This window comes from Serratia sp. Tan611 (genome assembly GCF_905188235.1).
Lineage (GTDB): Bacteria > Pseudomonadota > Gammaproteobacteria > Enterobacterales > Enterobacteriaceae > Serratia_B > Serratia_B rhizosphaerae.
In genome coordinates this window covers 2,465,091-2,490,570 of sequence record NZ_LR994655.1, presented here as the reverse complement: position 1 = coordinate 2,490,570, position 25,480 = coordinate 2,465,091, and the positions used below count along the sequence as shown (strand labels likewise).

The window sequence follows — 25,480 nt, the reverse complement described above, 5'->3', positions numbered from 1 at the left end:
GGGTTAGTCGATATATCAGCCTTTTACGGCACCGTTCGTTAAGCCGCTGACGATGCGACGCTGGAAGATCAGCACCAGCACCACGATCGGCAGCGTGACAATCACCGAGGCGGCCATAATCGCCCCCCACGGCAGTTCAAACTGCGAGGCGCCCTGCAGCATGCCGATAGCCACCGGCACGGTGCGTTTGCCGCTGGAGATGACAAACGTCAGCGCGAACATAAATTCATTCCAGGCGCCGATAAACGCCAGCAGCCCGGTGGTCACCAGCGACGGCCCCATAATCGGCGCGAAAATGCGGCTGATAATGGTCCAGGTGCCGGCGCCGTCGACGATCGCCGCCTCCTCCAGCTCCAGCGGGATGGATTTCATAAAGGTGGTCAGCACCCAGACGGTGAACGGCAGCGAAAAGGTGGCGTAGGACAGTACCAGCGCCCCCAGCGAGTCATACAGTCCGAGAAAACGCACCAGCTCAAACATGCCTGACAGCACCGCCACCTGCGGGAACATCGACACGCATAAAATGGTGAACAGCAGATACTTGCGCCCGCGGAACGAGATACGCGCCAGCGCGAACGCCGCGGTGATCGACACCAGCAGGCACAGCCCCACCGTGACGCCGGCCACCAGTATCGAATTCAACAGGCTGCGGGCGATGCCGTTCTCCATCAGCGCGGTGACATAGTTGCCCCAGTGCCAGGCGTCCGGCAGATAGGCGACGCGGAACAGATCCTGCCCGCCGCGCAGCGAGGTAATCAGCGCATAGTAGAAAGGAAACAGGCAGATCACGCTGGCCAGCGCCGCACCGGCGTAGATCATCGCGCGATGGCCGAACTGCTGTTGTTGCCGCGTCAGTTTCATGCGCGTTTCTCCTTATCGTTCAGACGGGACAGCGTCAGGAAGCAGGCGGCGATGCCGGCCACCATCATAAAGACCAGTACCGAAGCGGCCGAACCGGCGCCCATCTCCTGGTAGCTGACCATCTGGTCGCGGGCATAGCCGGAGACCGATACCGTGGCCTCGCTGTTGGAGGTCAGCACGTAGATCAGGTCAAATACCCGCAGCGCATCCATTACCCGGAAGATCAGCGCCACGATCATCGCCGGCATAATCAGCGGCAGCGTAATGCGGCGGAAGCGCTGCCAGGCGTTGGCGCCGTCCACCCGCGCCGCCTCATACAGATCGCCGGGAATCAGCTGCAGCGCCGCCAGCAGCATCAGCGCCATAAACGGCGTGGTTTTCCACACGTCGGCGATCACCACCGCCCACATCGACAGCCCCGGCTCGGCCACCCAGGCCAGCGGCGTATCGATCAGACCGATTTTCAGCAGCAGGTCGTTCACCACGCCGTACTGGTCGTGGAACATCCAGCCCCACATTTTGGCGGAAACGATGGTCGGAATGGCCCACGGCACCAGAATGGCGGTGCGCACCAATCCCTGCCCACGGAATTTCTGATTCATCAGCAGCGCCAGCAGCATGCCGAACAGCAGCTCCAGCGACACCGACAACAGGCTGAAGCGCAGCGTATTGCCCACCGCCTGCCACCACAGCGGGTCCGCCAGCACGCCGTAGCTGCGTTCGTCAGCCAGATCGAGATAGTTGGCGAAACCGACAAAGCGCCATTCGCCCGGCATATCCAGCATGGCGTCGGTAAAGCTGTAAAACAGCGTGCGCAGCAGCGGCCAGCCGGCGATCGCCAGCAGTAACAGTAAGGCGGGCGTGACCAGCAGCCAGGCGATGCGGCTGCGTTTTTGCTGATAATTCAGTTTACGGCTCGTTTGCGCGCGCTTTTCCAGCGGAGGATGGGCCACCGTCAGAGACAAAGGTTGCGTATCGCGTTTCATGGCATAAGGCTCCTGATGGTTAATCGGCGGCGCTTAGCGCCATCCCCGGGCGCGAATGCGTTCCAGACGCGCCTGCAGCGTCTGCACGGCATCGGCGCCATCGCTGTCGCGACGCAATACGTTGAATGAGGTGTTGTAAATCGCCTTGGAGACCTGGGCGTATTTGCGTTGAGTCTGGGTTGCCGGCCGCGGCGTGGCCTTGGCCAGAATGCCGCTGAAGGTTGCCAGATACGGCGCCTGCGCCAGCACCTGCGGATCCTGATACAGCGCCTGGCGTGACGGCGCCCAGCCCAGCAGCGCCTGCGCTTTTTTCTGCGATTCGGCATCGCTGACGATTTTCAGCAGCGCCACCGCCGCCTGCGGATTTTTGGTGTAGCTGCTGATCGCCCACTGCCAGCCGCCCAGGGTGCTGACCGACTGGCCGTCGACGCCGCCCGGCACCGGCATCACGCCCACTTTGCCGCGTATCGCGCTGCTTTTATCCTGCGTCAGCACATAGGCGTACAGCCAGTTGCGCATAAACACCGCATCACCGTTCTGAAACAGCGCGCGCCCCTCTTCCTCCATATAGCCCAGCACGCCGGGCGGCGCGATGGTGCCGACCCAGCCGGCGGCCATCTCCAGCGCCCGCGCCGCGCGCGGATTGTTGATGGTGATGTTGCCGTCGGCGTCGATAAAGGTGCCGCCGCCCTGCGACGCCACCCACTCCAGCGCGTTGCAGGTCAGCCCTTCATAAGATTTGCCCTGAAACACCAGACCCCAGAGGCCTTTATGCCCGTTCTCACGCTCCGCCTGCTGAATGCGCGCGGCGATACGCGTCAGCTCGGCCCAGGTTTTCGGCGGCTGTTCGCCGTACTTCTCCAGCAGGTCTTTGCGGTAGTAGAGCGCGCCGGTGTCCATATAGGCGGGAATCGCCTTAACGCGGCCGTTCACCATGTCGTTGCGCCAGGCGGCGGGAAAAAAGTCCTGCTGCATATCGCTGACGTATGGCGTCAGATCGAGCAGATGTTTATTGAGCACGCCGATCCACACCGTGTCGGCCTGGAACAGATCGATGGCATTAGCGTCTCTGGCGGCAAACAACTGCTGAAACAGCGACAGCTTCTCGTCAGAGGCGCGGGGTAAATCGATAAAGGTCAGGATGTGCCCGGTCTGGGCTTCAAACCGCTGTTTGACGTAATGGCAAAACTCACGTCCTTCTTTGCTGGGCGAGCACTCCATCCTCAGCGTATCGGCCTGCGCCAGCGCCGGCAGCAACGCCAATGAGCAGGCGGTCAGGTTTAACAACAGTTTTCTCATGGCGTCCCCTGTGCGGAATCAATCGGCATAGGTGCACGCTATCGGCTGGGCGTCATTGGCGGAAATTGTTTTTCGCACCTACGATATAGAAATCTTCTATATCAACAGCGGAAAACATGATCGTGGACAAAATTCTGCGCCAGTTTATCGAAGTCGCCATGTTTAAAAATGTGAGTCATGCAGCAAACAAACTCTGCCTCAGCCAGCCGACGCTGACGCATAACATGAAGAAACTGGAAGAAAATCTGGGCGTGCAGCTGCTGGAGCGCACCTCCAGCGGCGTGACCACCACCCAGTATGGCGAGCTGCTGCTGGAGCAGGCGCAGATGATGCAGCGTATCTATGATAATACGCTGCTGAAGATGGCGGCGATCAAAGCGCGTCAGGCGCAGAGCCTGCGTATGGGCAGCGGCCACGCCTGGTGGTATATGTTTGTGCGCGACTGCTTTAACAATTACCGCGAGCAGCACGCGACGGTCAATATCCATATTGACCTGGGCAACCACCTGCGGCTGATGGATCTGCTGTTAGGCGGTGATATCGACCTGTTTATCGGCCATGAAATTCAGGGGCTGAACCCGAAGGCCGGCATTACCTTTCTGCCGCTGTTCGCCACCGCCGACACGCTGTTCGCCCGTCAGGATCATCCGCTACAGGGGCGCGCCGTGCGACCGGACGACCTGCTGGATTACCCCTGCGTAGAGCTGACGCCGGATGAAACCCGCTATCAGCATATGGTGGCGGATATGCAGCAGAAGAAGCTGACGCGCAACCGCCAGCATCTGGCGGAGCGGGTAATCTGGTCCACCAACTCGATGATGTCAGCGATTGATATGGTAAATGATTCTGACGCGGTGATGCTGACCTATCCCCGCTGTATGGCCGGCTACTTTGCCCGCTACGGCATTGCACCGCTGAATATGGAATCCCACAATGTGTGCACCGTGGGTATGTATCTGATACGGGAAAAGGCGGACGCGCCGCAGGTTCAGCAGATGCTGGCGCTGATGCGCCAGCATATCGAACGGCTGGGGCCGCAGCTTCAGTAGTCGCGGCCGGCGGATTCGCTCAGCGCCTGATACAACGGCCTGGCGTTGCCGGGGCCGACTACCAGTTGGTACTCAACGCCGCCATGTGTGTCCGGCACTTCCAGCAGGGCCTTGATGCCCTCCAGCCCGGCGATGCCGTCCCGGTTCAGCCTGCCATCTTCTTTGAGCGAAACGCGGATACGGCTGGCGCAGTAGCGCAGGCGATCCACATTCTGCGCACCGCCGAAGGCCGCCAGCAGTACGTCGGCCAAATTGCAAAGCGTCATAAGTCTCCCTCCGAAAGCATGGCGATATACTTTCAGCATAGAGCGGGCGTAAGAGGAAGGGAAATTGATTTAACCCACGGGGATATAGATTCTTTCTATGTCCGGCGTGCAGCAAGCAGAGGAGCAAGTCAGCATGCGCTATTCATCCGTGGATTTTTATCCACACCTGCCGGTTACTACGCTGGCGCCGTCATGGATTCAGCAAAACGCCACCACCCGGCTGTCGGAAAAGTGGCAAAAAGCGCTGGTTTCTTTTTTTGTCAGAAAAGCGCACAGCGTCAAGGAGGCGCAGCTTATCGGCAGCGGTTTTTTATATATGCTCGGCGGTGTTCAACCCTGCATCTTCACCGCGTCGCACGTGGTCAACGAACTGCTCCAGGGCGATACCCCTTTCTTTTCGATCAACGGTGAGAAATTCCGCTTCCGCAACCTGGAGTACTACCATAACGAGCAGCAGGACTATGCGGTGATTCCCTTCAGTCAAGAGATGCTGGCCGCCGAGCGCAGCTATACGCTGTTTCGCGGCGAGGAGCGGGCGCTTCTGAGGAAAACCTCCTCATTCGTCATTATGGGCTACCCATCCAACCGAAACCGGCTGCACGTGGATCGCAACAATGACGGGCTATACCTGCAAAACATCACCTTCCACCATTTCAGTTACGACACGGACAGCGAGGACATCTATTTTGCCTTCGACCCGAAGGCAAAAAAAAGCGGCTTTACCTATGAACAGGCGAGTAGCCGTACCTCGCTCTCTTCGCTGGCCGGCATGAGTGGCAGCGTGATAGCCCAGATTATGGAACATCAGATCACCGGGGATTTTACGCTGCGCGCGGTGGGTATCTTTAAAGAGCAGCCGAAAAAACGGCAGGGAAAGGATAAATTTTTGGTGGGATGTACGCTGATTCAGTTTGCCGATGAGGTGAACGACCTGATCCGGCTGAGGACGATTATGCGTAGTGAGGCGTGACAAAACGCCGGCCCAGTGGCGGGGCCGGCGCAGAGATCAGGAGCGTTGTTCCTCCTCATCCTCCGTCAGCTGCTGCTGGCGCTGCCTCATGACCACCACCTCCTGCGGACTGGAGAGATGCACCTGCTCCTGACGCAGCAGCTTGAGGATATTGAACAGCAGCTCGCTTTTGGTGGCGCCGACCATGCGCGGGCTGGCGACATAGCCGGTAACGCTGAGGATAATGCCCTCCGGGCCGAGCTGGCTGAAGCGCACATAAGGCGCCGGCGACTCCTGAATCGCCTCATATTCCTGGTAGGCGGTCAGCAGCAGGTTGCGCACCTGCTCGGGGTCGATCTCGGTCGGGAAGGTCAGCGCGATGGTCACCACCCCCTGCGCGTTGCCCATGGTGGCGTTACGCACGTTTTGCGAAATCAGCTGCGAGTTCGGCACGATCATGGTGGAACGGTCGCTGAGCTGGATCTCGGTAGCGCGCACGTTGATACGCCGCACGTCCCCTTCCACGCCGCCGATGCCGATCATATCCCCCACTTTCACCGGCCGTTCGGTCAGCAGTATCAGGCCGGAAATGAAGTTCTTCACAATCTCCTGTAGGCCGAAACCGATACCCACCGACAGCGCACTGACGATCCAGGCCAGGTTATTCCACTGGATGCCCAGCGCGGCCAGCGTGATCAGAATCAGCAGCACATAGCCGACGTTGGTGAACAACGTCACCAGCGAGGCGCGGATGCCGACGTCGTTGATGGTTTTCGGCAGCAGTTCGTTATTCAGCCAGCGGCTGCTGGCGCGCAGAATATAGCCGCCTATCAGCAGGCAAATCAGCGCGTTAATCAGATTGCCGGGCACGATATGCAGCTTTTTCAGCCCTTCGCCGCTGAGAATGGCGACGATTTTTTCCAGCAGCGAGTTCGGCGTGGTGGTGCCGAAGGTGCCGTTGAGCAGCGCCACGATCATCAGCAGCAACAGCCCGCACTTAAAGGCGGCGGTAAAGACGATGGTCAGCTGTTCCAGATGGCGCTCGCCAAGGCCGAGCGAGCGCATCAGCGAACGGCCGCTGGCGGTATGCGACGAGAAAATGGCGCTCCAGACGTCGGTGGAGAACTGAATCAGGAAATAGAACGCCATCAGCACCAGCGTCGTCCAGATCGCCTGATAAATCAGGAAACGGGCAAACGAGATATAACCGATGAGCAGCGCCAGCAGCACCACTAACGACACCAGCAGCGTGGCGAGCTGCGCCAGTCCGCCGATCATCGAGCGTTTTTCCAGCTGTTCGCCCTGCCGTTCGCTGCGCTGGCGCAGACGATGGGCGCGCAGCGTTATTGCCAACAGCACCAGCGCCATCAGCGCAGCCAGCAGGCCGTTGCTGAAAATGGTGGAGCCAAGGCTGGCACCAATCACGTTGTTAATCAGTTCGACCGTGCCAAACGCCAGCACCAGCGCCGCCAGCAGCGGCGAGAAGTTACGCAGGCCGGCGGCGATGGTGTCGTCAATGGCAGGCAGACGCCAGGAGGGACGACGGTTGGACAAAAATGCCCTTCCCAGACCGGCGATCAGCGCGCAGAAGATGCCCAGACGGGTGAAACCGTCGGCAAAGTCCTGCAGCATCGATGACAGTTCGGTCGCGCGGGTGAACGCCTGATACAACAGATTAAGCGCCAGCGCGGTGGTGCACAGCGTAATCAGCGCGGTGCCGAGTGCGGTAAAGCTGCGGCGCAGGCGGCCGTCCGGCAGATAGCGGATGCTGAACCAGGCGAGCGCCTGTTCGGAGAAATAGCGTCCCAGCGACCAGATCACCCCGGCCAACAGCAGCAGGCCAGCGGTGCCGTAACGCCACGGCGCCTGCCAGCTGGCGTCCCAGACGGCGCGCAGTTCAGCGGCGAACTCCGTCAGGCGCTGTTTGTCCTGCGGCTGCGGCGCAATCACCGGTGTCCAGAACGACAGGCTGAGCACGCTGCCGGAATTCAGCGCCAGTTGGGACTTGAACGCCACGCGGCGTAAATCGCCGATCTGCTGCGTCAGCTCATGGGCGCTGCCGCGAATGGCCTGCGAACGTTTTACCGAATCATCCAGCAGCTTTTTACTATTGTTCAGACTGTTACGCTGTTGCGCCACCGCGGCGGTTTCCGCCTGCGCACCCGGCGCCGGCGGCGGGCCGAGCACATCCAGCTGCCCTTTCAGCTTCTCCTGCATCGGCTGCAGGTCGGTCAGAAACTGTTCGGTATTGCCCGCCAGCTGCTGCGTACGCTCCTGCAGTTTGCTCAGTTGGTTATCGGTGGTGGCTTTGGAAACCTGTTGCTTAATATCGTCCAGCTCTTTTTGATAGTTTTTCAGCGCTGCGGCAATATCCTGCTGGCTCAGTTCGGCCCGCTCGGCAGGCTGCGCCTCTTCGGCGGCATAGCCGCTGTGCGGCGACAGCGGCAGCCCGAACAGCACCAGTAGCAACAGAACGATCTGTAACGGCCTTATCATAAATCTCGATGCCCAACATAGTTGATAGATAGATAAAACAGATGAGACAGCCGGGCTATCCCGTCTATAACAATAAACCGAGATTATGATAGCTGCTTAATGATAGGCAGAACATCGGAATCCTGCGCGCTGTGCGCAGAGCGGTAACGCAGGCCGTCAGCGCTGCGATTTATGGCGTTTTCGTTCACCGCGCCGGCCGACAAAGCGCCATATTACGCCCAGCAGCACCAGAGTGCCGGAGAAAGTCAGCAGCAGGCTGATAAAGAATTCGGATTCACCGGTGGAGGAAAAGTAGATCTCATTGATGCCGACGGAGATCATCAGGATGGCATATAGCAAAACAAAAATTGAAATAATCATGATAGCAACACACTGTGCAACCGCATCCAGGTTAGGTCGTTACGATCTCCTCCCCGTAATACGCAGTGTGATTGCGGGGAGGAGCTGACTGGGTGGATCGTTAAGATTCATTTAGTCGTCCCATTTGATGCTCATATAGGCTGCCAGCAGTCCCAAGGTGCTGATCAGGCCCAGAAAGCCGAGAAATACCGTCATGTTTCCCATTTTCATATCCTCAAGTTAAGTGTTTTCGATAGTGACCTCGCGTCGTCGCATTAAGAGTTTCAACCTCCCTATCCTTGATGGCATAAGTTGCCGTTTCAGATGTGCGGTGCTGGTGGTTTGATGGCAAAAAAACCGCCCCGCTACGCTGTTTATGCGGCGGGTCGTCAGGAGAGTAACCAAAGAGGGAGTGCAGGAAGCCTATCTCCGCGTCCAGGTTTTAGCACTATACAACGTATCTGAATGAAATATCAGAAGTTACCTTGGGCTAAACCTTAATCCGATCAAGCCTGTCTTAACCTTGGGCATCTCTCGATGTCGTCAGATCAGTAACCTGTGTTTGTATAGGAGCCTCGCCAAACGAGATATCGCTATAAACGTCGCGGGGATTATAAGCAGGATTGATTTATGTTGCCGATAAATATGCCTTTTGTTTAGGCGATGTTTAATAACCGCCGCTAACGCCTGACTCACCGCTCCTCTTTCGGTGTTTGGCTACAAAAAATCAGGTAATCTCCTATTTTGCTATAAAAGATGCAAACCGCTAATTAAAAAATTTATGCCACGGTTTATGTTGTCCGTTCGCAGGAACAGCGTTTTTTATATCAATCATGGATAGAAAATATGGCACTATACGGAAAATTTATAGTTAATGATGCGGATTATTCACCGCTGACTCTTTATGGTATCGGTACGTTTCTCGCCTTCTCCGGCAACGGGAATTACCGGAACGCGCCGGGGTGCGAAGCAATCCCCGACAACGGCCCAATCCCGGCGGGGAAATACTGGATTGTGGATCGCCCCTCTGGGGGCGTCAGGGAGCCAATAAAGACGTGGTTTAGTGACGTGGTAAACCGTCACTTATATAACGTGCCAACGAGTAAAAATGACTGGTTCGGACTATTCAGGGACGATGGTTCGATAGACGATTACACATGGATAAACGGGGTTAGGCGAGGAAACTTTAGACTACATCCGGGCACTCTGTCCCTTGGCTGCATTACGTTAAAACACCACTCGGATTTTGCTGCAATTCGTACCGCGTTGCTTAGAACTAAGACAGTCCCCGTCAGAAATACGAGATTTCGTGCTTATGGTATGATTGATGTGATTAGCCACGGAGAATGCAAGGTAAACGGATGAAAAAGTCATTTTTAATACTGGCAAAGATAGCTGTTTTCATCGTACTAATGATAATTATGGGTGCGTGGTTACCATATTACTATTTCATTAGAGTAAACATGAGTCATATCATGTCATTGGATACTGCAATATATATAACGGATATTATCGGTGGATATCCAGAGCCATATGATCTTGCAGCGCTATTAATTGCATTTGCTTTAAATGTTCTTATATCAATAGTGTGTTGCAAGTTGATCTTCATGTTAGCCCGGCGATTGAAAAAAACAATTACCCCGTCAAATTAAATCATGGCCGGTTAACACCGGCCGTTTTCCATCCGAGCGCCCGGGGAAACTACGCCCGGGCGTGTTCATATTCACGCTAGATTATACCGGCCACCACGCGCCGATCGCCACTCTCAGGCCTGCGGGTGTTACCTGCCTCATCCTGTCACTTCCGGGGTAAAAGCAATAACAATAAAATCAACATATTGAAAAGCTACGCCTATCGCAGCCATAGGTTAATAAAATCACCGGGGTAAACTACGATTAAGGAGCATCCGGCAGCAACAGCGCCGGATACGGTATGAGCGCCCCACGCCGGGGCGCCCTTTCATTAACGGGTATATGGCGCCCGCAGCGGCGCCGAGTCAAACGCCACACGGCTAAGCAAGGTTAATTATGGCACGCACTACCCCTATCGAACGTTACCGCAATATCGGCATCTCGGCACATATCGATGCCGGCAAAACTACCACCACCGAGCGGATTCTGTTTTACACCGGGGTCAGTCACAAGTTGGGCGAAGTGCACGACGGCGCAGCAACGATGGACTGGATGGCACAGGAACAGGAGCGCGGGATCACCATCACCTCGGCGGCGACCACCTGCTTTTGGAACGGCATGGAACATAATTATCCGCAGCACCGCATCAATATTATCGACACCCCGGGACACGTCGATTTTACCATTGAGGTCGAGCGCTCGATGCGCGTGCTCGACGGCGCGGTGATGGTCTATGACTCGGTGGGCGGCGTTCAGCCGCAGTCGGAAACCGTCTGGCGGCAGGCCAATAAATATCATGTGCCGCGGCTGGCATTCGTCAACAAGATGGATCGCGTCGGCGCCAACTTTTTCCGCGTGCGGCAGATGATGATCGACCGCCTGAAGGCCAACCCGGTGCCGATTGTCATTCCGATCGGCGCTGAAGATAACTTCAGCGGCGTGGTGGATCTCATCCGTATGCAGGCCATTTTGTGGGACGACGCCAGCCAGGGCATGACCTTCCGCTTTGAGGCCATTCCCGTCGAGCTGCAGGCCGAGGCCGACGAATGGCGGGAGAAAATGGTGGAAGCCGCCGCCGAAGGCTCAGAAGCGCTGATGGAGAAATACCTGGCCGGCGAAGCGCTGAGCGAGGCGGAGATTACCGCCGGCCTGCGCGCGCGCACCATCGCCGGCGAAATTCAACCCATGCTGTGCGGTTCGGCGTTCCGCAATAAAGGCGTGCAGCGCATGCTGGACGCGGTAATAGAATTGATGCCCTCGCCGCTCGACGTACCGCCGATGGAAGGCCACGATGAGGATGATCGGATCGTGGTGCGCCATGCCGACGATGAGGAAAAATTCTCGGCGCTGGCGTTCAAACTGATGACCGATCCGTTCGTCGGCCAACTGACGTTTGTGCGCGTCTACTCCGGCGTGCTGGCGAAAGGCAGCAGCGTCTACAACCCGGTGAAAGGCAAGAAAGAGCGCATCGGCCGCATCGTGCAGATGCACGCCAACGACCGCAAAGACGTCGATGAGCTGCACGCCGGCGATATCGCCGCCTGCGTCGGGCTGAAGGACGTCACCACCGGCGATACGCTGTGCGATCCCAACGCGATTATCACGCTGGAGCGTATGGTGTTTCCGGAGCCGGTGATCGCCCAGGCGATCGAACCGAAAACCAAAGCCGACCAGGAGAAGATGGGCATTGCGCTGCAGCGCCTCTCTTCCGAAGATCCGTCGTTTCGGGTACGTACCGATGAGGAGTCCGGTCAGACCATTATTTACGGTATGGGCGAACTGCATCTGGAAATCATCGTCGACCGCATGCGGCGCGAATTCGGCGTGGACACCAACACCGGCAAGCCGCAGGTGTCGTACCGCGAAACCATCCGCAGCAAAGTGAGCGATGTGGAAGGCAAATTCGTGCGCCAGTCCGGCGGTAAAGGCCAATACGGTCACGTGGTGTTAACGGTCGAACCGAACGAAGCCGGCAAAGGCTTCGAGTTTTTCGATGAGATCAAAGGCGGCGTGGTGCCGGGGGAATATATCCCGGCGGTGAAAAAAGGCGTTCAGGAGGCGCTGAACAACGGCATTCTGGCCGGTTTCCCGGTGGTGGACGTCAAGGTGCACCTGACCTTCGGCTCTTACCACGACGTCGACTCTTCGGAGCAGGCGTTTCGCATGGCGGCGATTTTCGGCTTTAAAGAGGCCTGCCGTCAGGCGAACCCGGTGATCCTGGAGCCGATTATGAAGGTGGAAATAGAGACGCCGGAAGAGTATGCCGGCGGCGTGATGGGCGATCTGTCATCCCGCCGCGGTCAGTTGCAGGGCATGGAGGATATCGCCGGCGGCGGCGGTAAGGAGATCCATGCCAAAGTGCCGCTGTCCGAGATGTTCGGCTACTCCACCACCCTGCGTTCAATGACGCAGGGGCGCGCCACCTTTACCATGGAGTTCAGCCACTACGCGGAAGCGCCGCGCAATGTGGCCGATGAGATCATCAGCCAACGCGCGCGTTAACCCCCTGTCTGCCGCCGTCGGCGGCAGACATTACGCCTTGCTGTCCAGCGAGACCACTACCGGCTCCGGCCGGATGCGCATGGCGTAAATCACCCCGATCATCAGACAGGCGATGCCGGCACTGGTCAGCAGCGGTGGCCAGCTCTGGCGCAGAATAAACGTGTAGGCCAACCCCGCCAGAATCTCGAACACGATCAGCGGCCCGACCAGCACCGTCGGTAAACGCTGGCTGGCTTCGTTCCAGCACAGCGTGCCGATCCACGAGCAAAAAATCCCGAGCACGACCATCAAAGCGACAAACACCCACGGTCTGGGGCCGAACGGCAAGGCAAACTCAGGCTGTGTCAGCGCCAGCTGACCACAGACCAGCAGATAACCGACCAGCGACAGTGGCAACGTCGCTACCCCCATTGCCGTCGCCCAAGTGGTCGGCCGCAGCTGCGGATGTTCGCGCAGCCAGCGCGCATTGCGCAGCGGATACCAGGTCCAGCAGGCTACCGCCAGCAGCGCCAGCGCCAGACCGCTGACGTAGCGCCAGAGATCCACAGGCACCGTGCTGCTGCGCAGTTCCGCGACATTGACCAGCACCAGCCCCAAGGCGATAAGCAGCAACGCCGGCGTCAACCGTCGCCAGGAGAGCCGCCCTTCATGACGGCCGTAACACAGGTTGGCGGTGACCGACATCACCACCGGCAAGGTGCCGATAATCATGGTGGAAATCGGCGCGCCGGTGCGTTGGATGGCACTGGCCAGACACACGTAATACAACAGGTTACCGATGGCGGTAAACTTCAGCGCTTCCAGCCAGTCCTGACGCCGCAGCTTTTTCAGCCGCTGGCGATCGAGCCAGGCCAGCGGCAGCGCGATCAGGCCAAACGCCAGATAGCGACCGGTGGACTGCAGCGCTGCAGGGTAATCCGGCACGATCAGCGGCCCGACGAAAATCAGCCCCCACATCAGCCCGGCAGACAGCGCAAACATAATCCCTAAAAACATGGTGACTCCATAAAAAGAGCCAGAGCGCATACGATAACGCTCTGGCAGTGTGCGAATAACCGGTAATGGGTGCCAATCTAACGCAATTAGGCATGGCTGGCTTGTAGCAAATTGCTGTTTTAAAAGTTATCAGGCAGAGAATACCTGTTTTTGATAACCGGCGGGAGTGACGCCGTAACGGCCGGCGAAGGCACGTGTCAGGTGCGCCTGATCGCTCAGCCCCACCGCCGCTGCGACCTGTGCAGCCGGCAACCCCTGCGTCAGCAGCTGTTTGGCACGATACAGGCGGATCGCCATCAGCATCTGGTGCGGCGTTACGTGGAATTCCGCCTTGAATTTACGTTGAAAGTGGAACGGGCTGAGCATCACCAGCGCGGCCAGCTGCGCCAGCGTCACCGGTTGGGCGTAGTTGTCCCACAGATATTCCCTCACCACCGCGAAACGGTGGGCGGTTTCAGAACGCGTCGGCCGCGCAAGCCGCGCGTGGGGGCGGAACGTATCGACGATATCCAGCAGCAGGCCGTCCTGCGCCAGCGGATCGTCTGTCCGCCACAGCGCGCTCAGCGTCACGGCAATGCGCTGAGAAGCCTGCGGATCGTGACGTACCGCATCGCTGAACCACATGTCCGCCTCGCCGCTGATTTGCGCCAGCGTGGCCGGTTCCAGATAGATCATGCGGTAATGCCAGCCGCCGTCGCTGGCGGATTCGCCGGTATGCAGTTCATCGGGATTCATCAGCACCAGCGAGCCGGGCGCCGCCAGATGCTGCGCACCCTGATAGCGAAAACGCTCCGCGCCCTGCACCACGGTGCCAATGCCGAAGGCATCATGCGTATGGGGCGCGAAGGCGTAGCGATCGATATAGGCATGATAAAGCTCTACCCCGGCATGCTGCGACAGATGGCGAAAATGGGCATGATCTTTTTTATCGGGGAATCTGTCGGGTACGCCTTGCATATCAGAGCATCCTGTTGGCAAAAAAATCCTGTAGCGATCATAGTAAAGAATTGCCTGGTTTTTGAGTAGTACGTTCACATCCTGTGCGTTGCCGGAGCGAAAAACCACACTGGGCTAGAATTAGCCTGGCGAACATGCCACTCTAGACGACTGGTCTAATCCCACTGAAGGAACCCATGATGAAAATTCTAATGGTGCTCACATCGCATGACCAACTGGGCGATACCGGCAAAAAAACCGGCTTCTGGCTGGAAGAGTTTGCCGCGCCCTATTATATCTTCAAGGATGCCGGCGTGCAGCTGGTGCTGGCTTCGCCGGCCGGCGGACAGCCGCCGCTGGACCCGAAGAGTAATGAAGAGGAATCGCAAACCGCCGATACCCGCCGTTTTGTCAACGACGCGCCGGCGGTAGCGGCGCTCTCTTCCACCCGGAAACTGGCGCAGATCGTGCCGCAGGAATTTGATGCGGTATTCTATCCGGGAGGTCACGGGCCATTGTGGGATTTGGCCGAAGACCACCACTCCATCGCGCTGATCCAGGAGACGCTGGCGCACGGCAAGCCGGTGGCCACCGTGTGCCATGCGCCGGGCGTGCTGCGCCATGTCAAGGATTCCCGCGGTCAGCCGTGGGTGAAAGGCAAGTCCGTCACCGGCTTCAGCAACAGCGAAGAGGATGCGGTCGGTCTGACTGACGTCGTTCCGTTCCTGGTTGAAGAGGTGTTGAAACAAAATGGCGGCCGCTATAGCAAAGGCGAGGACTGGGCATCGTACGTGATCACCGACGACCTGCTGGTGACCGGCCAGAACCCCGCTTCCTCGGCGGCCACCGCCAAAGCGCTGCTGGCGCTGTTGAATCAGAAGTAAGACATTAAAAAGAGGCCATATGTACCCAAATACGCAATTATTTATCGATGGTGAATGGCGCGACGCCGTCGCCGGTAAAACCCTGACCGTCACCAACCCGGCCACCGATGCCGTTATCGGCCAGGTGGCGCACGCCGGCGAAGCCGATCTGGAGCTGGCACTGGCCGCCACCGAGCGCGGTTTTAAGCTGTGGCGTGAAACCTCCGCCCACCGCCGCGCCGCCATTATGCGTCAGGCGGCGGTGCTGCTGCGTGAACGCGCCGGTGATATCGCCAAAGTGATGACCGCAGAGCAAGGCAAGCCGGTAGCGCAGGCAAAAGCCGAGATCCTCGGCGCCGCCGACGTGATCGACTGGTTCGCCGGCGAAGCCAGCCGCACTTACGGCCAGATCATTCCGTCGCGCCAGCAGGACGTTCAGCAGCAGACGCTGAAGCTGCCGGTCGGCCCGGTGGCCGCCTTCACGCCGTGGAACTTCCCGATTAACCAGATCGTGCGCAAGCTGTCCGCCGCGCTGGCGGCCGGCTGCTCGATCATTGTCAAAGGCCCGGAAGAGACCCCTGCCTCGCCGGCCGCGCTGATTCAGGCCTTCGTCGACGCCGGCATTCCGGCCGGCGTTATCGGCCTGGTGTACGGCACGCCGGCGGAGATCTCCGAATACCTGATCCCGCATCCGACCATCCGTAAAATTTCCTTCACCGGTTCCACCCGTGTCGGTAAACATCTGGCGGCGCTGGCCGGCCAGCATATGAAAAAAGCCACCATGGAGCTGGGCGGTCACGCGCCGGTGCTGATTTTCGACGATGCCGATCTGGATGCCGCGGCCAAAGAGCTGGCGGCCTCCAAGTTCCGCAACGCCGGGCAGGTGTGCATCGCCCCGACCCGTTTCCTGATCCAACAGGGCGTTTACGAAGCCTTCGTTGAGAAGTTTACCGCCGAAGTGAATAAACTGGTGGTGGGCAACGGCCAGGAGGACGGCGTCACCATGGGACCAATGGTGCTGGGCCGCAGCGTCGACGCGATTGAGACCTTTGTTGAGGACGCGATTGCCACGGGCGCCAAGCTCACCACCGGCGGGAAGCGTCTGGCCGGCAACGGTAATTTCTTTGCGCCGACCGTACTGCGCGACGTGCCGCTGAACGCGCGCGCCATGTCGGAAGAGCCGTTTGGCCCGGTGGCGCTGCTGCGTCCGTTCAACGACTATGACGAAGCCATCGCTGAAGCCAACCGCCTGCCTTACGGCCTGGCGGCGTATGCCTACAGCCGCAACATCGCCACCGTCAACGCGCTGGGTCGCGATGTCGAAAGCGGTATGCTGACCATTAACCATATCGGCTTCGGCCTGCCGGAAACGCCGTTCGGCGGCGTGAAAGACTCCGGCCACGGCACCGAAGGCGGCAGCGAAGCGATCGAAGCCTATCTGGAAACCCGCTTCGTCACCGTCGCTGGCCGTTAATTTACCCTCGCCCGTGCGATACACAACCGGTTAGCGAACGCTAACCGGTTTTTTTTATCCCCGTTTTCCGTCACGCCTGCCGCTGCATAAAACGACGGCGCCACGGCTGCAGCACCCACAGCGCCAGGCCGGCGGTGATAAAATCCAGCGCAATGGCGCAGCCGAATACCAGATGCCAGCCGCCGGTATATTGATACATCAGCGCCGCCAGCGGCCCGCCGAGGATGGAGCCAATGCCCTGCGACATGTATAACCAGCCGTAATTGGCGGTGGCATGCCGACTGCCGAAGGTATCCGTCAGCGTTGACGGGAACAGCGAAAAGATCTCGCCCCAGCCAAAAAACACCACGCCGGACAGCAGCACAAACAGTACGGCGTTATCGCGCGACATCAGCCACAGAGTCATCGCGCATCCTTCCAGGGCAAACGCGATAAACATGGTTTTTTCCCGGCCGTAGCGGTCGGAGATAAAGCCGAACAGCGGCCGCGTCAGGCCGTTGGTAAAGCGGTCGAGCGTTAACGCCAGCGGCAGCGCCGCCATGCCGAACACCACCACGTCAGCGATGCCGAAGTCACGGGCAAATATCGCCATTTGCGAGGTCACCATCAGGCCGGAGGTCGACATCATGGCCATCATCGCAAACATCAGCCAAAACAGCGGCTGGCGCAGCATCTCGCCGGAGCGGTACTGGCGCGACGACTGCGCCACAAAACGGCTGGCCGGCTCTGTCACCTCGTCCAGCGGCGCTTTCAGCCCCTGGCTGGCCAGCAGCCCGACCAGCGAAAAAATAGCGCCGAACAGCCACAGCGTGTGTTCAAGACCGTACGCAGCCAGACTGTTCGCTACCGGAAAGGTGGTCAGAATGGCGCCCATGCCGTAGCCGGCGGCAACCGCACCGGCGGCGAACCCGCGCTGCTGCGGGAACCAACGCACCATCAGCCCGACCACGCCGACATACACGATACCGGTGCCCAGCCCGCCAAGGCAGCCATAGGCCAGATACAGCCCGGTCAGGTTGGTGACCTGCGAGGCCAGCACCCAGCTCAGCCCCGACAGCAGCGTACCGATAGCGATCAGCCGGCGCGGGCCGAAGCGGTCGATCAGTTTGCCCTGAAACGGGGAGAAAAAGGTTTGCAGGATAATCAGCAGCGAGAAAGTCACCTGCAGCTCCGCCAGGCCCACGCCCATTTTCTCCGCCAGCGGACGGGTTAATAATGTCCAGACATATTGCGGGCTGGATATTGACGCCATACAGACCAGCCCAAGAAATAACTGAATCCATTTGGTGCGTGCGCTGACAACGACGGGAAGGTTAAGCGTAGTCATATTTCCTCCGGCAAAAGGCCAGGCGCCCTATTTGGCGCAGGCAACGATGCGTTATATTGAATAAGCGTGCTCACAGAGGTATGCATCAGGCATGCCACTATTAATAAGCCATTATTAAACAGTGGGTAACAACAGGTGTGCGCTATTTATTTGCGGCATAAACTCACTGCGGACGTGCAGCGGGAGTTATTTTAGTGCAGCCAGATTGTGCTTATTTTCCATTAATGAAAAATATCACTATGTCTATTAATTAAATCTATTACATCTTCACATGATCAATAAACGCCCGGAGCTTCGGCGCCAAATATTTTCTGCTGGGGAAATAAAGATAGAAGCCGGGGAAAGTCGGTAGCCATTCATCCAGCAGCGTCACCAGCTCACCGCGTGCGAGGTATGGCAGAAAGGTCTCCTCCATGCCAAAGCTGATACCGCCGCCTGCGCAGGCGGTGCACACCATCACGCCCATATCGTTCGTGGTGAGCTGAGGATTGACGGCCACATCAAAATCACGCCCCTGCTCGGCAAACTCCCAGCGGTAGGGAGAGGCACCAGGCTCTTTACGCCAGCCGATGCAGCGGTGATGAATCAGCTCATGCGGATGCTGCGGCGTGCCGTGCCATTCTTCCATTTGCGCCATATCACGAAACCCGACCTTCATCCGGCGTCCTGCCGTTTCTGCTGCTACTTTCTTTAGGCCGATCGCGGCGCCGCTCTGCAGGCTGCTGTCCGGTAAGGAAAAACCTAATAAGAATCTACCCTACAAGGAATCATTATGCAGACTCGTCTGTTCAAAATCCTGACGCTCAGCGCCGCCATCATGGCGACCAGCACCCCGCTGCTGGCGGCGGATCTCACCGCCGGCGCCGTCGCCGCACCGGATGAATACGGCGCCAAAGCGGCGGCACAGATCCTGAAGGCCGGCGGCAACGCGGTGGATGCCGCAGTAGCGACAGCATTTACGCTGGCGGTGACCTATCCGGAGGCCGGCAATATTGGCGGCGGCGGTTTTATGACGCTGTACGTCGACGGCAAACCCTACTTCCTGGATTACCGTGAAATCGCGCCAAAGGCCGCCAGCAAAGGCATGTACCTGAATGAAAAAGGCGAAGTGATTGAGAACCTCAGCCTGATCGGCAGTAAGGCCGCCGGCGTGCCGGGCACGGTGCTCGGGCTGTGGGAGGCGCACAAGAAATTCGGCAAGCTGCCGTGGGCGGAGCTGCTGACGCCGGCCATCGGCTATGCGCAACAGGGCTTTAAGGTCGCCGGCCAGCAGTATCAATACCGTGAAGACGCCAATAAGCTGTTTGCCGGCAAAACCAACTTTGGCGACTACTTTGGCAAGATGCAGCCGGGCGTAGTGTTTAAACAGCCGGAGCTGGCGAAAACGTTGACCAGAATTGCCGATAAAGGCGCGGCGGATTTCTATCAGGGGGAAACCGCCGCCCTGCTGCTCAGGCAGATGCAACAGGACGGCGGGCTGATCAGCGCACAGGATCTGAAAGACTACCGGGTGAAGTGGCGCGAACCGATGCAAATCAGCTGGCGCGGCAACACCCTGTATACCGCCCCGCTGCCCAGCTCCGGCGGTATCGCGCTGGCGCAGCTGCTGGGCATTAAAGAAGACCGCGCGGCAGACTTTATCGGTGTTAAGCTGAACTCGGCGCGCTATATCCACCTGCTGGCAGAAATTGAGAAGCGGGTGTTTGCCGATCGCGCCGACTATCTGGGCGACCCGGATTTCAGCGACGTGCCGGTAGCAAAACTGATCGCCGCTGACTATCTGCAGCAGCGTGCGGCAGAGGTCAATCCGCAGGCGATCTCCGCCACCGAGAAGGTGCGGCCGGGGCTGGAGAGCCACCAAACCACCCACTTCTCCATCGTGGATGCCGACGGCAACGCGGTCAGCAACACCTATACCCTGAACTGGGACTTTGGCAGCGGCGTGGTGGTCAAAGGCGCCGGCTTCCTGCTGAATGACGAAATGGACGATTTCAGCGCCAAGCCCGGCGTCGCCAATGCGTTTGGCGTGGTCGGCAGCGATGCCAACGCCATCGAACCGGGCAAACGCATGCTCTCCTCGATGAGCCCGACCATTGTCACCCGCGACGGTAACGTGACGCTGGTGATCGGCACGCCGGGCGGCTCGCGGATCTTCACCTCGATTTTCCAGGTGCTGAACAATATTTATGACTACCACCTGCCGCTGCAGCAGGCGGTGGCGGCACAGCGGGTGCATCATCAGCTGTTGCCGAAAGACACCATTTACTTCGACAGCTTCGCGCCGTTAACCGGCGAGGTGGCGGCACAGCTGAAGACGATGGGCTATACGCTGGAAGATCAGGGCTGGAATATGGGCGATATTCAGGTGATTCGGGTCAATAACGACACGCCGGAAACCGCTTCGGATCCGCGCGGTCGCGGCACCGGTCTGGTGGTCGCCAAGTAAACGCACAGCCCGGCAACTGCCGGGCTGTGGCCATTACGCTTTATTCAGCTTGCCGTTGACGGCCGCCGCGACGGTTTCATAGCGCTGCCGCATCTCCTGCGCCTCAAGGTAGTTGTCATACAGCGCCTGATAACGCTCGGCACAGTAAATCAGCACGATAGGCAGCAGACTGCAGAGATAAAACGGCACAAAACTTTGCGGCAGCTCCATCGCCTGGAAAAGCAGGCAGATCGCCACGCTCCACAGCGCTACCACCACCAGCCAGATAACCAGCCGCCACGGGCGCGTCAGCCTGGCAGTCAGCGACCAGGGCGCGCAGGGGGCGAAGTCCGCAGCAATATTGCCGATCAGCATATCGCCCAGGAGCACATAACGGCGTGGGCGGATGGCGAAGAAGAACATAAACAGCATCACTATCGTCAACAGAATCATAAACGCGACGATAAACGCCGGATTGCCGTAACCGGCCGCCAGACTGAACTCGGCCTTACGGCCGATGGGCAGCACCAGGGCAAAGTTGATCAGCAGCCCGAGCAGCAGATCCTCCGCCAGACAGCCCGGTAAACGCCGCGGCCGCGGCGTATGGCTTGCTTTATCTTTATGAATCATCATCGCCTGACGGATTAAAAAGGGAATGGAACGATACAACTGCCATAACATCACTGCCGGCAGCAGCACCACGCCCAACAGACCAATCAGCGGATAACGGTACTGCGGTCCGCACAGCCATGCCGCCAGGCTCAGCGCCACTACCACGCCCAGCGTCACCAGCGAAGCGCCAAGCGGCTGATAAAACAGCCTAGACGCGCCGCCCAGCGGCAGGTGTTCAATACGCCGTGCGATCTCCTCCGGCGTTTCGTACACCCGCATCGTATAGACCGTGTAAACCCAGTAGCCGCGCCCGTCACGCATCATGCTCCAGACGATCGACAGACAAATCGTCCCCAGCCCGGCCAGCATCTCCCACAGGCTGATATCGATCACATTGCGCAGCAGCGATGAGGTCAGCAACGCAGAAACCAGTACGACAGGAATGCGCGCCGCCCGCAGGTAGCGCGTGCTGAAGGTATCAAAATTCGGGATCATCCGCGTTACCCTGCCTGCCGCTGCGTGTCGCGCTGTAGCTGATAGTAATGCTGAATGTCATGCCCGCTTTCTGCGGCATAGTGCTCATGCAACAGATGGCCCAGTATTTTTTTATTGCCGATCTCCAGAAAACGGCGGTAGCCCATGCTTGACCACAGATCCATACTGTCGCGCCAGCGGACGGTATCGGTCAGGTGATGCGCCAGGTTCTCCTTAATCTGGGCGATGGCGTATTCCGCCCGGCCGCTGCGGTTCATAATCACCGGGCAGCTCGGCGAGGAGAACGGCAGCACTGCCAGCGCTTCACGCATCTGCGCCACGCCTTCCGCCATCAATGGCGTATGCCAGGCGCCGTTAACCGCCAGCTTGATGGTGGTCACACCCTGCCGCGCCAGCTGATTGATCAACGTTTTCAGCACCGCCACCTCGCCGCCGACCACCTGCTGCTGGCGGCCGTTGTCGCAGCAGACATTCAGCCGATCGCCCAACTGCATCTCGTCGATCAGCCGCCGCAGTGCCGCATACTCGTACGGTTTCACCACATACATCGCCCCTTTGCGCTGTTCCGCCAGTTGCTGCATGATGGCGGCCCGCCGGCTGACGGCGTGGAACAGGGTTTCCAGATTCATGACTCCGGCAGCGTACAGCGCGCTGTATTCGCCGGCGCTGTGGCCGGCATAGCCGCTTTCCGGCAGCGTATGGCGTTCGCGCAGCAGCGTCAGCATCGCCGTATTAACCGTGGTGACCGCCAACTGCTGATACAGCGTTTTGGTCAGCCGCGTCATCGGCCCTTTCTGACAAAGTTTCCGCATGTCGATACCGGAGATATCGCTGGCGCAATCCCACACCGCACGGGTGCCCGGTGAAACATCGCATACATCGCCGCCCATGCCGATCGTCGGCGATCCCTGCCCCGGAAAAATCACCATCCAGCCCTCGGCCAGCGTGGACGCCATAAAACGATTACCAACTGATTCGCATACCTGCATACAGATTCCCTTTTTCGCCAAAGATGCCAAATTCGCTGTCCCTGCGGCCAATACTGGCGACGGCGCCAGCGTACAATTCAATATTGTTTTTCATCGGCGCGCGGAGATGCACATTCAGTACCGTGCTGTAATCGACCAGATTGGCCATGCTCGACACGGACCAATCGATCTCCCCGACCCGTTCCTTGTTGGTACGGGTATAAAATGTCAGATAGTGTTTGCCGAACAGGTTGCCGCCGCGGCTGACGTTGGTGGTTTCCGCCGCCATCAGGCGTGAATATTGCTGAAAACTGTCGCGCACCACCGGCAGCCAGAACGGATCCAGCCGGTCGGCATAGCCTCCGTTGATAAACCTGATGGTATCAGTGTTATTACGCCATTCGCTGCGGCTGTACCCCTGGCTTTGGCCATAGTATTCCACGCCGAATTCCGTTTGTTCGGCCGTGGTATAACGCAAGCCGACGCCGATCTCCCCTTCAATGCCCTTGCCGTTTATCCGGTAGGCTTCTTCGCGATACGCCAGATCCTCACGCATGTCACGCGCGTAGCGGCTGTCCAGATGTCGCCAGGTTTCCCCGTGGGACACGGCGCCCTCAATGCTCAGGATCAGGTTATCGGTCAGATTGCCGCTGGCTCCCAGCGCCAGCGTTTTTTGCTGGCCCGCCAGCAGCGATACCGTCGGGTTGAATGTGTTCAGCCCGGTAGAGGTGTAACTGGCGTAATAGCGTTCGCTGCCGTTGGTGCGCAGCAGCGCATCCCATTCCGACGCTGCCTCGCGCCGCGGCGGAAAACGCTTCAGCCGCGGCAGCACCGCCAGCGTATAGGTGCCCTCTTTGCGGTACAGCGTGCCGCCGGCGCCGTAGCTGCCTTCATCGTATAATCCGCGCCAACTGTCGCCGGTGGCGTACACCCGCGCGGTGCGCAATCCGCCGCTGACGTTGCGCAGCAGATCGAGCGGCGCGCGTGAGAACAGATAGCCGCTGGTATGACGCAGTTTGCCGAGATCGAGATAGAAGTTATCGCGCACCGCCAGGCTGGCCACCAGTTCGTTGAGGATTGCCACGCCCTGCTGCCGTTTATCCTCCAGCTCACCGGGCCGGCGCGCCTGCTGCGTATAGGCGCCGCTGGCCTGCCCCTTGATGCTCAGCGTTTCGCCGAGGGTGCAGCGCGCCACCGACGTCAGATACAGGTTGGCGATGGCGTTGTTGCGAAACGCCGGGTCGTCGAACTTCCATAACGAACCGGACGTCAGCGCCGCCACGCCCTCCACGCCGGCGAAACCGCGCTGCAGCCGGCACTCCGCCGCCGCCCAGGCGTTACCGCCACAGGCCAGCAGCATCAGCCCCGCCAGCGGCAGCCGGTTGACGCGGTTCATCCGTTCAGTCTCATCAGGTACTCTTTCTGGAAATTACTCTCCGGCAGCGACTCCAGCTCCAGATTGCTGTATTGCATGGTGGTGTAATTGTCCTTGCGCAGCGCGTCTTCCACCACGATGGTGCCCGGCCGCAGGCGGCCCAGCGCCTGCTGGTAATCGCGGTAATAAGAGCGCTTGATCAGCACGCCGTCCGCCGACAGAAAGTCCGCCCGGCTGGGGTTGCCGGTGTCCTTTTCCACCCAGTAGTCGATCGCCGGGTAAGTCACATAAGGCCAGCGGCGCTTCAGCGTCAGCTTGTAGCAGGTTTTGTCGCCGCAGGCCTCTTCACCGACCAGCGTAGAGATGTAGGAATAATCAAAGTCCGCCGCCACCACGTCGCCGTTAGAGACTTGCCCCATCAGCCGCTGCTGACGCGATATCGGAATCGGCCGCCGCAGGTCGGGGGCGTAATACCACATCTTGTCCAGATCGGAGAGCAGCGCTTTGCCGCGATCGCGCGCCGGCGACACAAAGCGCACCAGCGCACGCGCGTCGCCTTTCTCATAGCGTTCCGACGGTTTATAAAAACGCATCGAAACATCCAGCACCTGCTGGTTCTCGGTAAGATCGCGCCCGCCGCGATGCTCGGTCAGCGTCAGGGTATAGCGGAACGGTTGCTCCGGCGCCCTGACCCGGTCCGCGTTGCGGATAATGTCGCGCGCACGCTGGTCTTCCTGCGTCAGTTTCTCCAGTTCGGTGCGATCCAGTGATTTCGGCAATGACTCATCGGCCCATACGCTGAGCGACATGCCGCATAGCAGCCAGCCGGCGATAATCGAAATTCTCATGGCCTGTTCTTCCGTAAATAGGGGTTAAGCTTCCAGCGACATGCCCAAATCAGCGATCAGCGTGGTGCCGCGTATTGCGCTTGAGCGATCGGAAATCAGGAACGAGACGATATCCGCCACTTCCTGCGGCTCCAGCAGCCAGCGGCGCGGCAAGTGCTCGTATCGGTCGTGCAGCGAGGGCCACAGATCTTTCAGAAACTGCGACATATCGGTGTTGACCATGCCGGCGCACACGCCGTTAACGCGGATATTGCGCGGATGCAGTTCCACTTCGAGGTAGCGCACCAGATTCTCCAGCGCCGATTTGGCGATGCCGAGCGGATATTTCGGCAACACCCGCTGGCTGCCCATGCTGGAAATGGCGCAAATCGTGCCGCCGTCTTTCATCAGCGGCGCCACTTCCTGCACGCAGGCGGTGTTGCCGATCAGGTTGGTGTTGAACAGCAGCTTCCAGTCGCTGCGCGTCATCTCCATAAAACCTTTGAACGGTGCGGCGGCGGCGTTCAGCACCAGGTGATTGATGCGTTCCACGCCGTCTGCCCGCAGCTTTTTCATCATCTCCTGAATATCACGCGTTTCACCGATGTCGGCCTTTGCCAACCGTACCTTGACGCGGGTTTCCGCCGCCTGAAAGCGCTGCAGGTTGGCGGCGCTTTTGCCCTGATCCTTGCGATAGTTGAGGATCAGGTCATAGCCTTCCGCCGCCAGCGTTTCCGCCACGGCCATGCCGATGCCGCGCCCTGCGCCGGTAATCAGTACGGTTTGTCCTTTAGTCATTCATGT

22 protein-coding genes, 1 pseudogene and 1 riboswitch are annotated in these 25,480 nt (G+C 58.9%); of the genes and pseudogenes, 7 read left to right on the top strand and 16 right to left on the bottom strand.

The features are described from left to right. Positions 1-15: 15 nt before the first annotated feature. The 3 genes from TAN611_RS11720 to TAN611_RS11710 are packed head-to-tail and all read right to left on the bottom strand — an operon-like array spanning position 16 to position 3,146. Positions 16-861 carry a carbohydrate ABC transporter permease gene (locus TAN611_RS11720; RefSeq protein WP_105231154.1) on the bottom strand — a complete coding sequence of 282 codons (846 nt, stop codon included), beginning with the start codon at positions 859-861 and terminating at the stop codon, positions 16-18. After that, positions 858-1,847: a carbohydrate ABC transporter permease gene (locus TAN611_RS11715; RefSeq protein ID WP_203066471.1), complete on the bottom strand. Its 990-nt coding sequence runs from the start codon at positions 1,845-1,847 to the stop codon at positions 858-860. The genes TAN611_RS11720 and TAN611_RS11715 overlap by 4 nt, the downstream gene beginning before the upstream one ends. Before the next feature lie 33 nt (positions 1,848-1,880). Then, the gene (locus tag TAN611_RS11710) at positions 1,881-3,146 is read right to left on the bottom strand and encodes an ABC transporter substrate-binding protein (RefSeq protein WP_203066470.1); all 1,266 of its coding nucleotides are present in this window, start codon (positions 3,144-3,146) and stop codon (positions 1,881-1,883) included. A gap of 116 nt (positions 3,147-3,262) precedes the next feature. Between TAN611_RS11710 and TAN611_RS11705 the strand changes: the two genes are divergently transcribed. After that, on the top strand, positions 3,263-4,195 hold the full coding sequence (locus TAN611_RS11705) for a LysR family transcriptional regulator (protein ID WP_203066469.1): 933 nt from the start codon (positions 3,263-3,265) through the stop codon (positions 4,193-4,195). On the opposite strand, the gene TAN611_RS11700 is transcribed toward TAN611_RS11705, so the two are convergent. Beyond that, positions 4,189-4,461 (bottom strand): PTS transporter subunit EIIB, encoded by a 273-nt coding sequence (locus tag TAN611_RS11700; RefSeq protein WP_203066468.1) that lies wholly within the window; start codon positions 4,459-4,461, stop codon positions 4,189-4,191. The genes TAN611_RS11705 and TAN611_RS11700 overlap by 7 nt on opposite strands. A gap of 133 nt (positions 4,462-4,594) precedes the next feature. Between TAN611_RS11700 and TAN611_RS11695 the strand changes: the two genes are divergently transcribed. After that, complete coding sequence (locus tag TAN611_RS11695) at positions 4,595-5,431, top strand: serine protease (RefSeq protein ID WP_203066467.1); 837 nt, start codon at positions 4,595-4,597, stop codon at positions 5,429-5,431. A 36-nt stretch (positions 5,432-5,467) separates the two neighbouring features. On the opposite strand, the gene TAN611_RS11690 is transcribed toward TAN611_RS11695, so the two are convergent. The 3 genes from TAN611_RS11690 to mgtS all read right to left on the bottom strand — a co-directional run bounded on the left by TAN611_RS11690 (position 5,468) and on the right by mgtS (position 8,470). Beyond that, on the bottom strand, positions 5,468-7,906 hold the full coding sequence (locus TAN611_RS11690; RefSeq protein ID WP_203066466.1) for a DUF3772 domain-containing protein: 2,439 nt from the start codon (positions 7,904-7,906) through the stop codon (positions 5,468-5,470). Positions 7,907-8,062: 156 nt separating this feature from the next. After that, the gene (locus tag TAN611_RS11685) at positions 8,063-8,266 is read right to left on the bottom strand and encodes a hypothetical protein (RefSeq protein ID WP_105231148.1); all 204 of its coding nucleotides are present in this window, start codon (positions 8,264-8,266) and stop codon (positions 8,063-8,065) included. Positions 8,267-8,377: 111 nt separating this feature from the next. Beyond that, on the bottom strand, positions 8,378-8,470 hold the full coding sequence (gene mgtS, locus TAN611_RS11680; protein WP_145961125.1) for a protein MgtS: 93 nt from the start codon (positions 8,468-8,470) through the stop codon (positions 8,378-8,380). A gap of 195 nt (positions 8,471-8,665) precedes the next feature. Continuing rightward, positions 8,666-8,839: riboswitch (M-box (ykoK) riboswitch) on the bottom strand. Positions 8,840-9,091: 252 nt separating this feature from the next. Between mgtS and TAN611_RS11675 the strand changes: the two genes are divergently transcribed. Further along, positions 9,092-9,610, top strand: coding sequence for a DUF2778 domain-containing protein (locus TAN611_RS11675; RefSeq protein WP_105231147.1), 519 nt, complete (start codon positions 9,092-9,094; stop codon positions 9,608-9,610). 662 nt (positions 9,611-10,272) lie between these two features. Then, the gene (fusA, locus tag TAN611_RS11670; protein WP_111737090.1) at positions 10,273-12,378 is read left to right on the top strand and encodes an elongation factor G; all 2,106 of its coding nucleotides are present in this window, start codon (positions 10,273-10,275) and stop codon (positions 12,376-12,378) included. Between the two features lie 30 nt (positions 12,379-12,408). On the opposite strand, the gene TAN611_RS11665 is transcribed toward fusA, so the two are convergent. Beyond that, on the bottom strand, positions 12,409-13,374 hold the full coding sequence (locus TAN611_RS11665) for a DMT family transporter (RefSeq protein ID WP_111737091.1): 966 nt from the start codon (positions 13,372-13,374) through the stop codon (positions 12,409-12,411). 129 nt (positions 13,375-13,503) lie between these two features. After that, positions 13,504-14,331 carry an AraC family transcriptional regulator gene (locus TAN611_RS11660; RefSeq protein ID WP_203067734.1) on the bottom strand — a complete coding sequence of 276 codons (828 nt, stop codon included), beginning with the start codon at positions 14,329-14,331 and terminating at the stop codon, positions 13,504-13,506. 179 nt (positions 14,332-14,510) lie between these two features. On the opposite strand from TAN611_RS11660, the gene TAN611_RS11655 reads away from it, so the two are divergent. Further along, positions 14,511-15,194, top strand: a complete 684-nt coding sequence (locus TAN611_RS11655) for a type 1 glutamine amidotransferase domain-containing protein (RefSeq protein ID WP_105231142.1) — start codon at positions 14,511-14,513, stop codon at positions 15,192-15,194. Positions 15,195-15,213: 19 nt separating this feature from the next. Beyond that, positions 15,214-16,647: an NAD-dependent succinate-semialdehyde dehydrogenase gene (locus TAN611_RS11650; RefSeq protein WP_111737093.1), complete on the top strand. Its 1,434-nt coding sequence runs from the start codon at positions 15,214-15,216 to the stop codon at positions 16,645-16,647. A gap of 70 nt (positions 16,648-16,717) precedes the next feature. Here TAN611_RS11650 and oxlT read toward each other — a convergent pair whose 3' ends face one another. After that, positions 16,718-17,974 carry an oxalate/formate MFS antiporter gene (oxlT, locus tag TAN611_RS11645; protein ID WP_111737094.1) on the bottom strand — a complete coding sequence of 419 codons (1,257 nt, stop codon included), beginning with the start codon at positions 17,972-17,974 and terminating at the stop codon, positions 16,718-16,720. Positions 17,975-18,233: 259 nt separating this feature from the next. Continuing rightward, a pseudogene (locus TAN611_RS11640) lies at positions 18,234-18,590 on the bottom strand (LysR substrate-binding domain-containing protein); the annotation flags it as partial. Between the two features lie 156 nt (positions 18,591-18,746). On the opposite strand from TAN611_RS11640, the gene ggt reads away from it, so the two are divergent. Next, positions 18,747-20,420: a gamma-glutamyltransferase gene (gene ggt / locus TAN611_RS11635; protein WP_203067733.1), complete on the top strand. Its 1,674-nt coding sequence runs from the start codon at positions 18,747-18,749 to the stop codon at positions 20,418-20,420. 33 nt (positions 20,421-20,453) lie between these two features. Here the strand turns inward: ggt and TAN611_RS11630 are convergent, their stop codons facing one another. Genes TAN611_RS11630 through TAN611_RS11610 form a run of 5 tightly spaced genes read right to left on the bottom strand, consistent with a single transcriptional unit; the run spans position 20,454 to position 25,474 of the window. Beyond that, entirely contained in the window at positions 20,454-21,506 is a 1,053-nt protein-coding gene (locus TAN611_RS11630; RefSeq protein ID WP_105231138.1) for a hypothetical protein, read from the bottom strand. A gap of 5 nt (positions 21,507-21,511) precedes the next feature. Next, complete coding sequence (locus TAN611_RS11625) at positions 21,512-22,462, bottom strand: ACP S-malonyltransferase (RefSeq protein WP_238404535.1); 951 nt, start codon at positions 22,460-22,462, stop codon at positions 21,512-21,514. Positions 22,463-22,469: 7 nt separating this feature from the next. After that, positions 22,470-23,870, bottom strand: a complete 1,401-nt coding sequence (locus TAN611_RS11620; protein WP_105231136.1) for a hypothetical protein — start codon at positions 23,868-23,870, stop codon at positions 22,470-22,472. After that, positions 23,867-24,697, bottom strand: coding sequence for an outer membrane lipoprotein-sorting protein (locus tag TAN611_RS11615; RefSeq protein WP_232251546.1), 831 nt, complete (start codon positions 24,695-24,697; stop codon positions 23,867-23,869). The genes TAN611_RS11620 and TAN611_RS11615 overlap by 4 nt, the downstream gene beginning before the upstream one ends. A gap of 24 nt (positions 24,698-24,721) precedes the next feature. Continuing rightward, positions 24,722-25,474 carry an SDR family oxidoreductase gene (locus TAN611_RS11610; protein WP_105231135.1) on the bottom strand — a complete coding sequence of 251 codons (753 nt, stop codon included), beginning with the start codon at positions 25,472-25,474 and terminating at the stop codon, positions 24,722-24,724. Positions 25,475-25,480 lie beyond the last annotated feature (6 nt).

What these genes read in the sequence shown, in the direction of transcription:
- TAN611_RS11690 (WP_203066466.1), bottom strand. Translation starts at nt 7,906, where the DNA reads ATGATAAGGCCGTTACAGATCGTTCTGTTGCTACTGGTGCTGTTCGGG.
- TAN611_RS11715 (WP_203066471.1), bottom strand. Translation starts at nt 1,847, where the DNA reads ATGAAACGCGATACGCAACCTTTGTCTCTGACGGTGGCCCATCCTCCG.
- mgtS (WP_145961125.1), bottom strand. Translation starts at nt 8,470, where the DNA reads ATGGGAAACATGACGGTATTTCTCGGCTTTCTGGGCCTGATCAGCACC.
- TAN611_RS11665 (WP_111737091.1), bottom strand. Translation starts at nt 13,374, where the DNA reads ATGTTTTTAGGGATTATGTTTGCGCTGTCTGCCGGGCTGATGTGGGGG.
- TAN611_RS11650 (WP_111737093.1), top strand. Translation starts at nt 15,214, where the DNA reads ATGTACCCAAATACGCAATTATTTATCGATGGTGAATGGCGCGACGCC.
- oxlT (WP_111737094.1), bottom strand. Translation starts at nt 17,974, where the DNA reads ATGACTACGCTTAACCTTCCCGTCGTTGTCAGCGCACGCACCAAATGG.
- TAN611_RS11625 (WP_238404535.1), bottom strand. Translation starts at nt 22,462, where the DNA reads ATGGCGTCCACGCTGGCCGAGGGCTGGATGGTGATTTTTCCGGGGCAG.
- TAN611_RS11710 (WP_203066470.1), bottom strand. Translation starts at nt 3,146, where the DNA reads ATGAGAAAACTGTTGTTAAACCTGACCGCCTGCTCATTGGCGTTGCTG.
- TAN611_RS11660 (WP_203067734.1), bottom strand. Translation starts at nt 14,331, where the DNA reads ATGCAAGGCGTACCCGACAGATTCCCCGATAAAAAAGATCATGCCCAT.
- TAN611_RS11610 (WP_105231135.1), bottom strand. Translation starts at nt 25,474, where the DNA reads ATGACTAAAGGACAAACCGTACTGATTACCGGCGCAGGGCGCGGCATC.
- TAN611_RS11630 (WP_105231138.1), bottom strand. Translation starts at nt 21,506, where the DNA reads ATGATCCCGAATTTTGATACCTTCAGCACGCGCTACCTGCGGGCGGCG.
- fusA (WP_111737090.1), top strand. Translation starts at nt 10,273, where the DNA reads ATGGCACGCACTACCCCTATCGAACGTTACCGCAATATCGGCATCTCG.
- TAN611_RS11700 (WP_203066468.1), bottom strand. Translation starts at nt 4,461, where the DNA reads ATGACGCTTTGCAATTTGGCCGACGTACTGCTGGCGGCCTTCGGCGGT.
- TAN611_RS11685 (WP_105231148.1), bottom strand. Translation starts at nt 8,266, where the DNA reads ATGATTATTTCAATTTTTGTTTTGCTATATGCCATCCTGATGATCTCC.
- TAN611_RS11615 (WP_232251546.1), bottom strand. Translation starts at nt 24,697, where the DNA reads ATGAGAATTTCGATTATCGCCGGCTGGCTGCTATGCGGCATGTCGCTC.
- TAN611_RS11655 (WP_105231142.1), top strand. Translation starts at nt 14,511, where the DNA reads ATGAAAATTCTAATGGTGCTCACATCGCATGACCAACTGGGCGATACC.
- TAN611_RS11695 (WP_203066467.1), top strand. Translation starts at nt 4,595, where the DNA reads ATGCGCTATTCATCCGTGGATTTTTATCCACACCTGCCGGTTACTACG.
- TAN611_RS11620 (WP_105231136.1), bottom strand. Translation starts at nt 23,870, where the DNA reads ATGAACCGCGTCAACCGGCTGCCGCTGGCGGGGCTGATGCTGCTGGCC.
- TAN611_RS11720 (WP_105231154.1), bottom strand. Translation starts at nt 861, where the DNA reads ATGAAACTGACGCGGCAACAACAGCAGTTCGGCCATCGCGCGATGATC.
- ggt (WP_203067733.1), top strand. Translation starts at nt 18,747, where the DNA reads ATGCAGACTCGTCTGTTCAAAATCCTGACGCTCAGCGCCGCCATCATG.
- TAN611_RS11705 (WP_203066469.1), top strand. Translation starts at nt 3,263, where the DNA reads ATGATCGTGGACAAAATTCTGCGCCAGTTTATCGAAGTCGCCATGTTT.
- TAN611_RS11675 (WP_105231147.1), top strand. Translation starts at nt 9,092, where the DNA reads ATGGCACTATACGGAAAATTTATAGTTAATGATGCGGATTATTCACCG.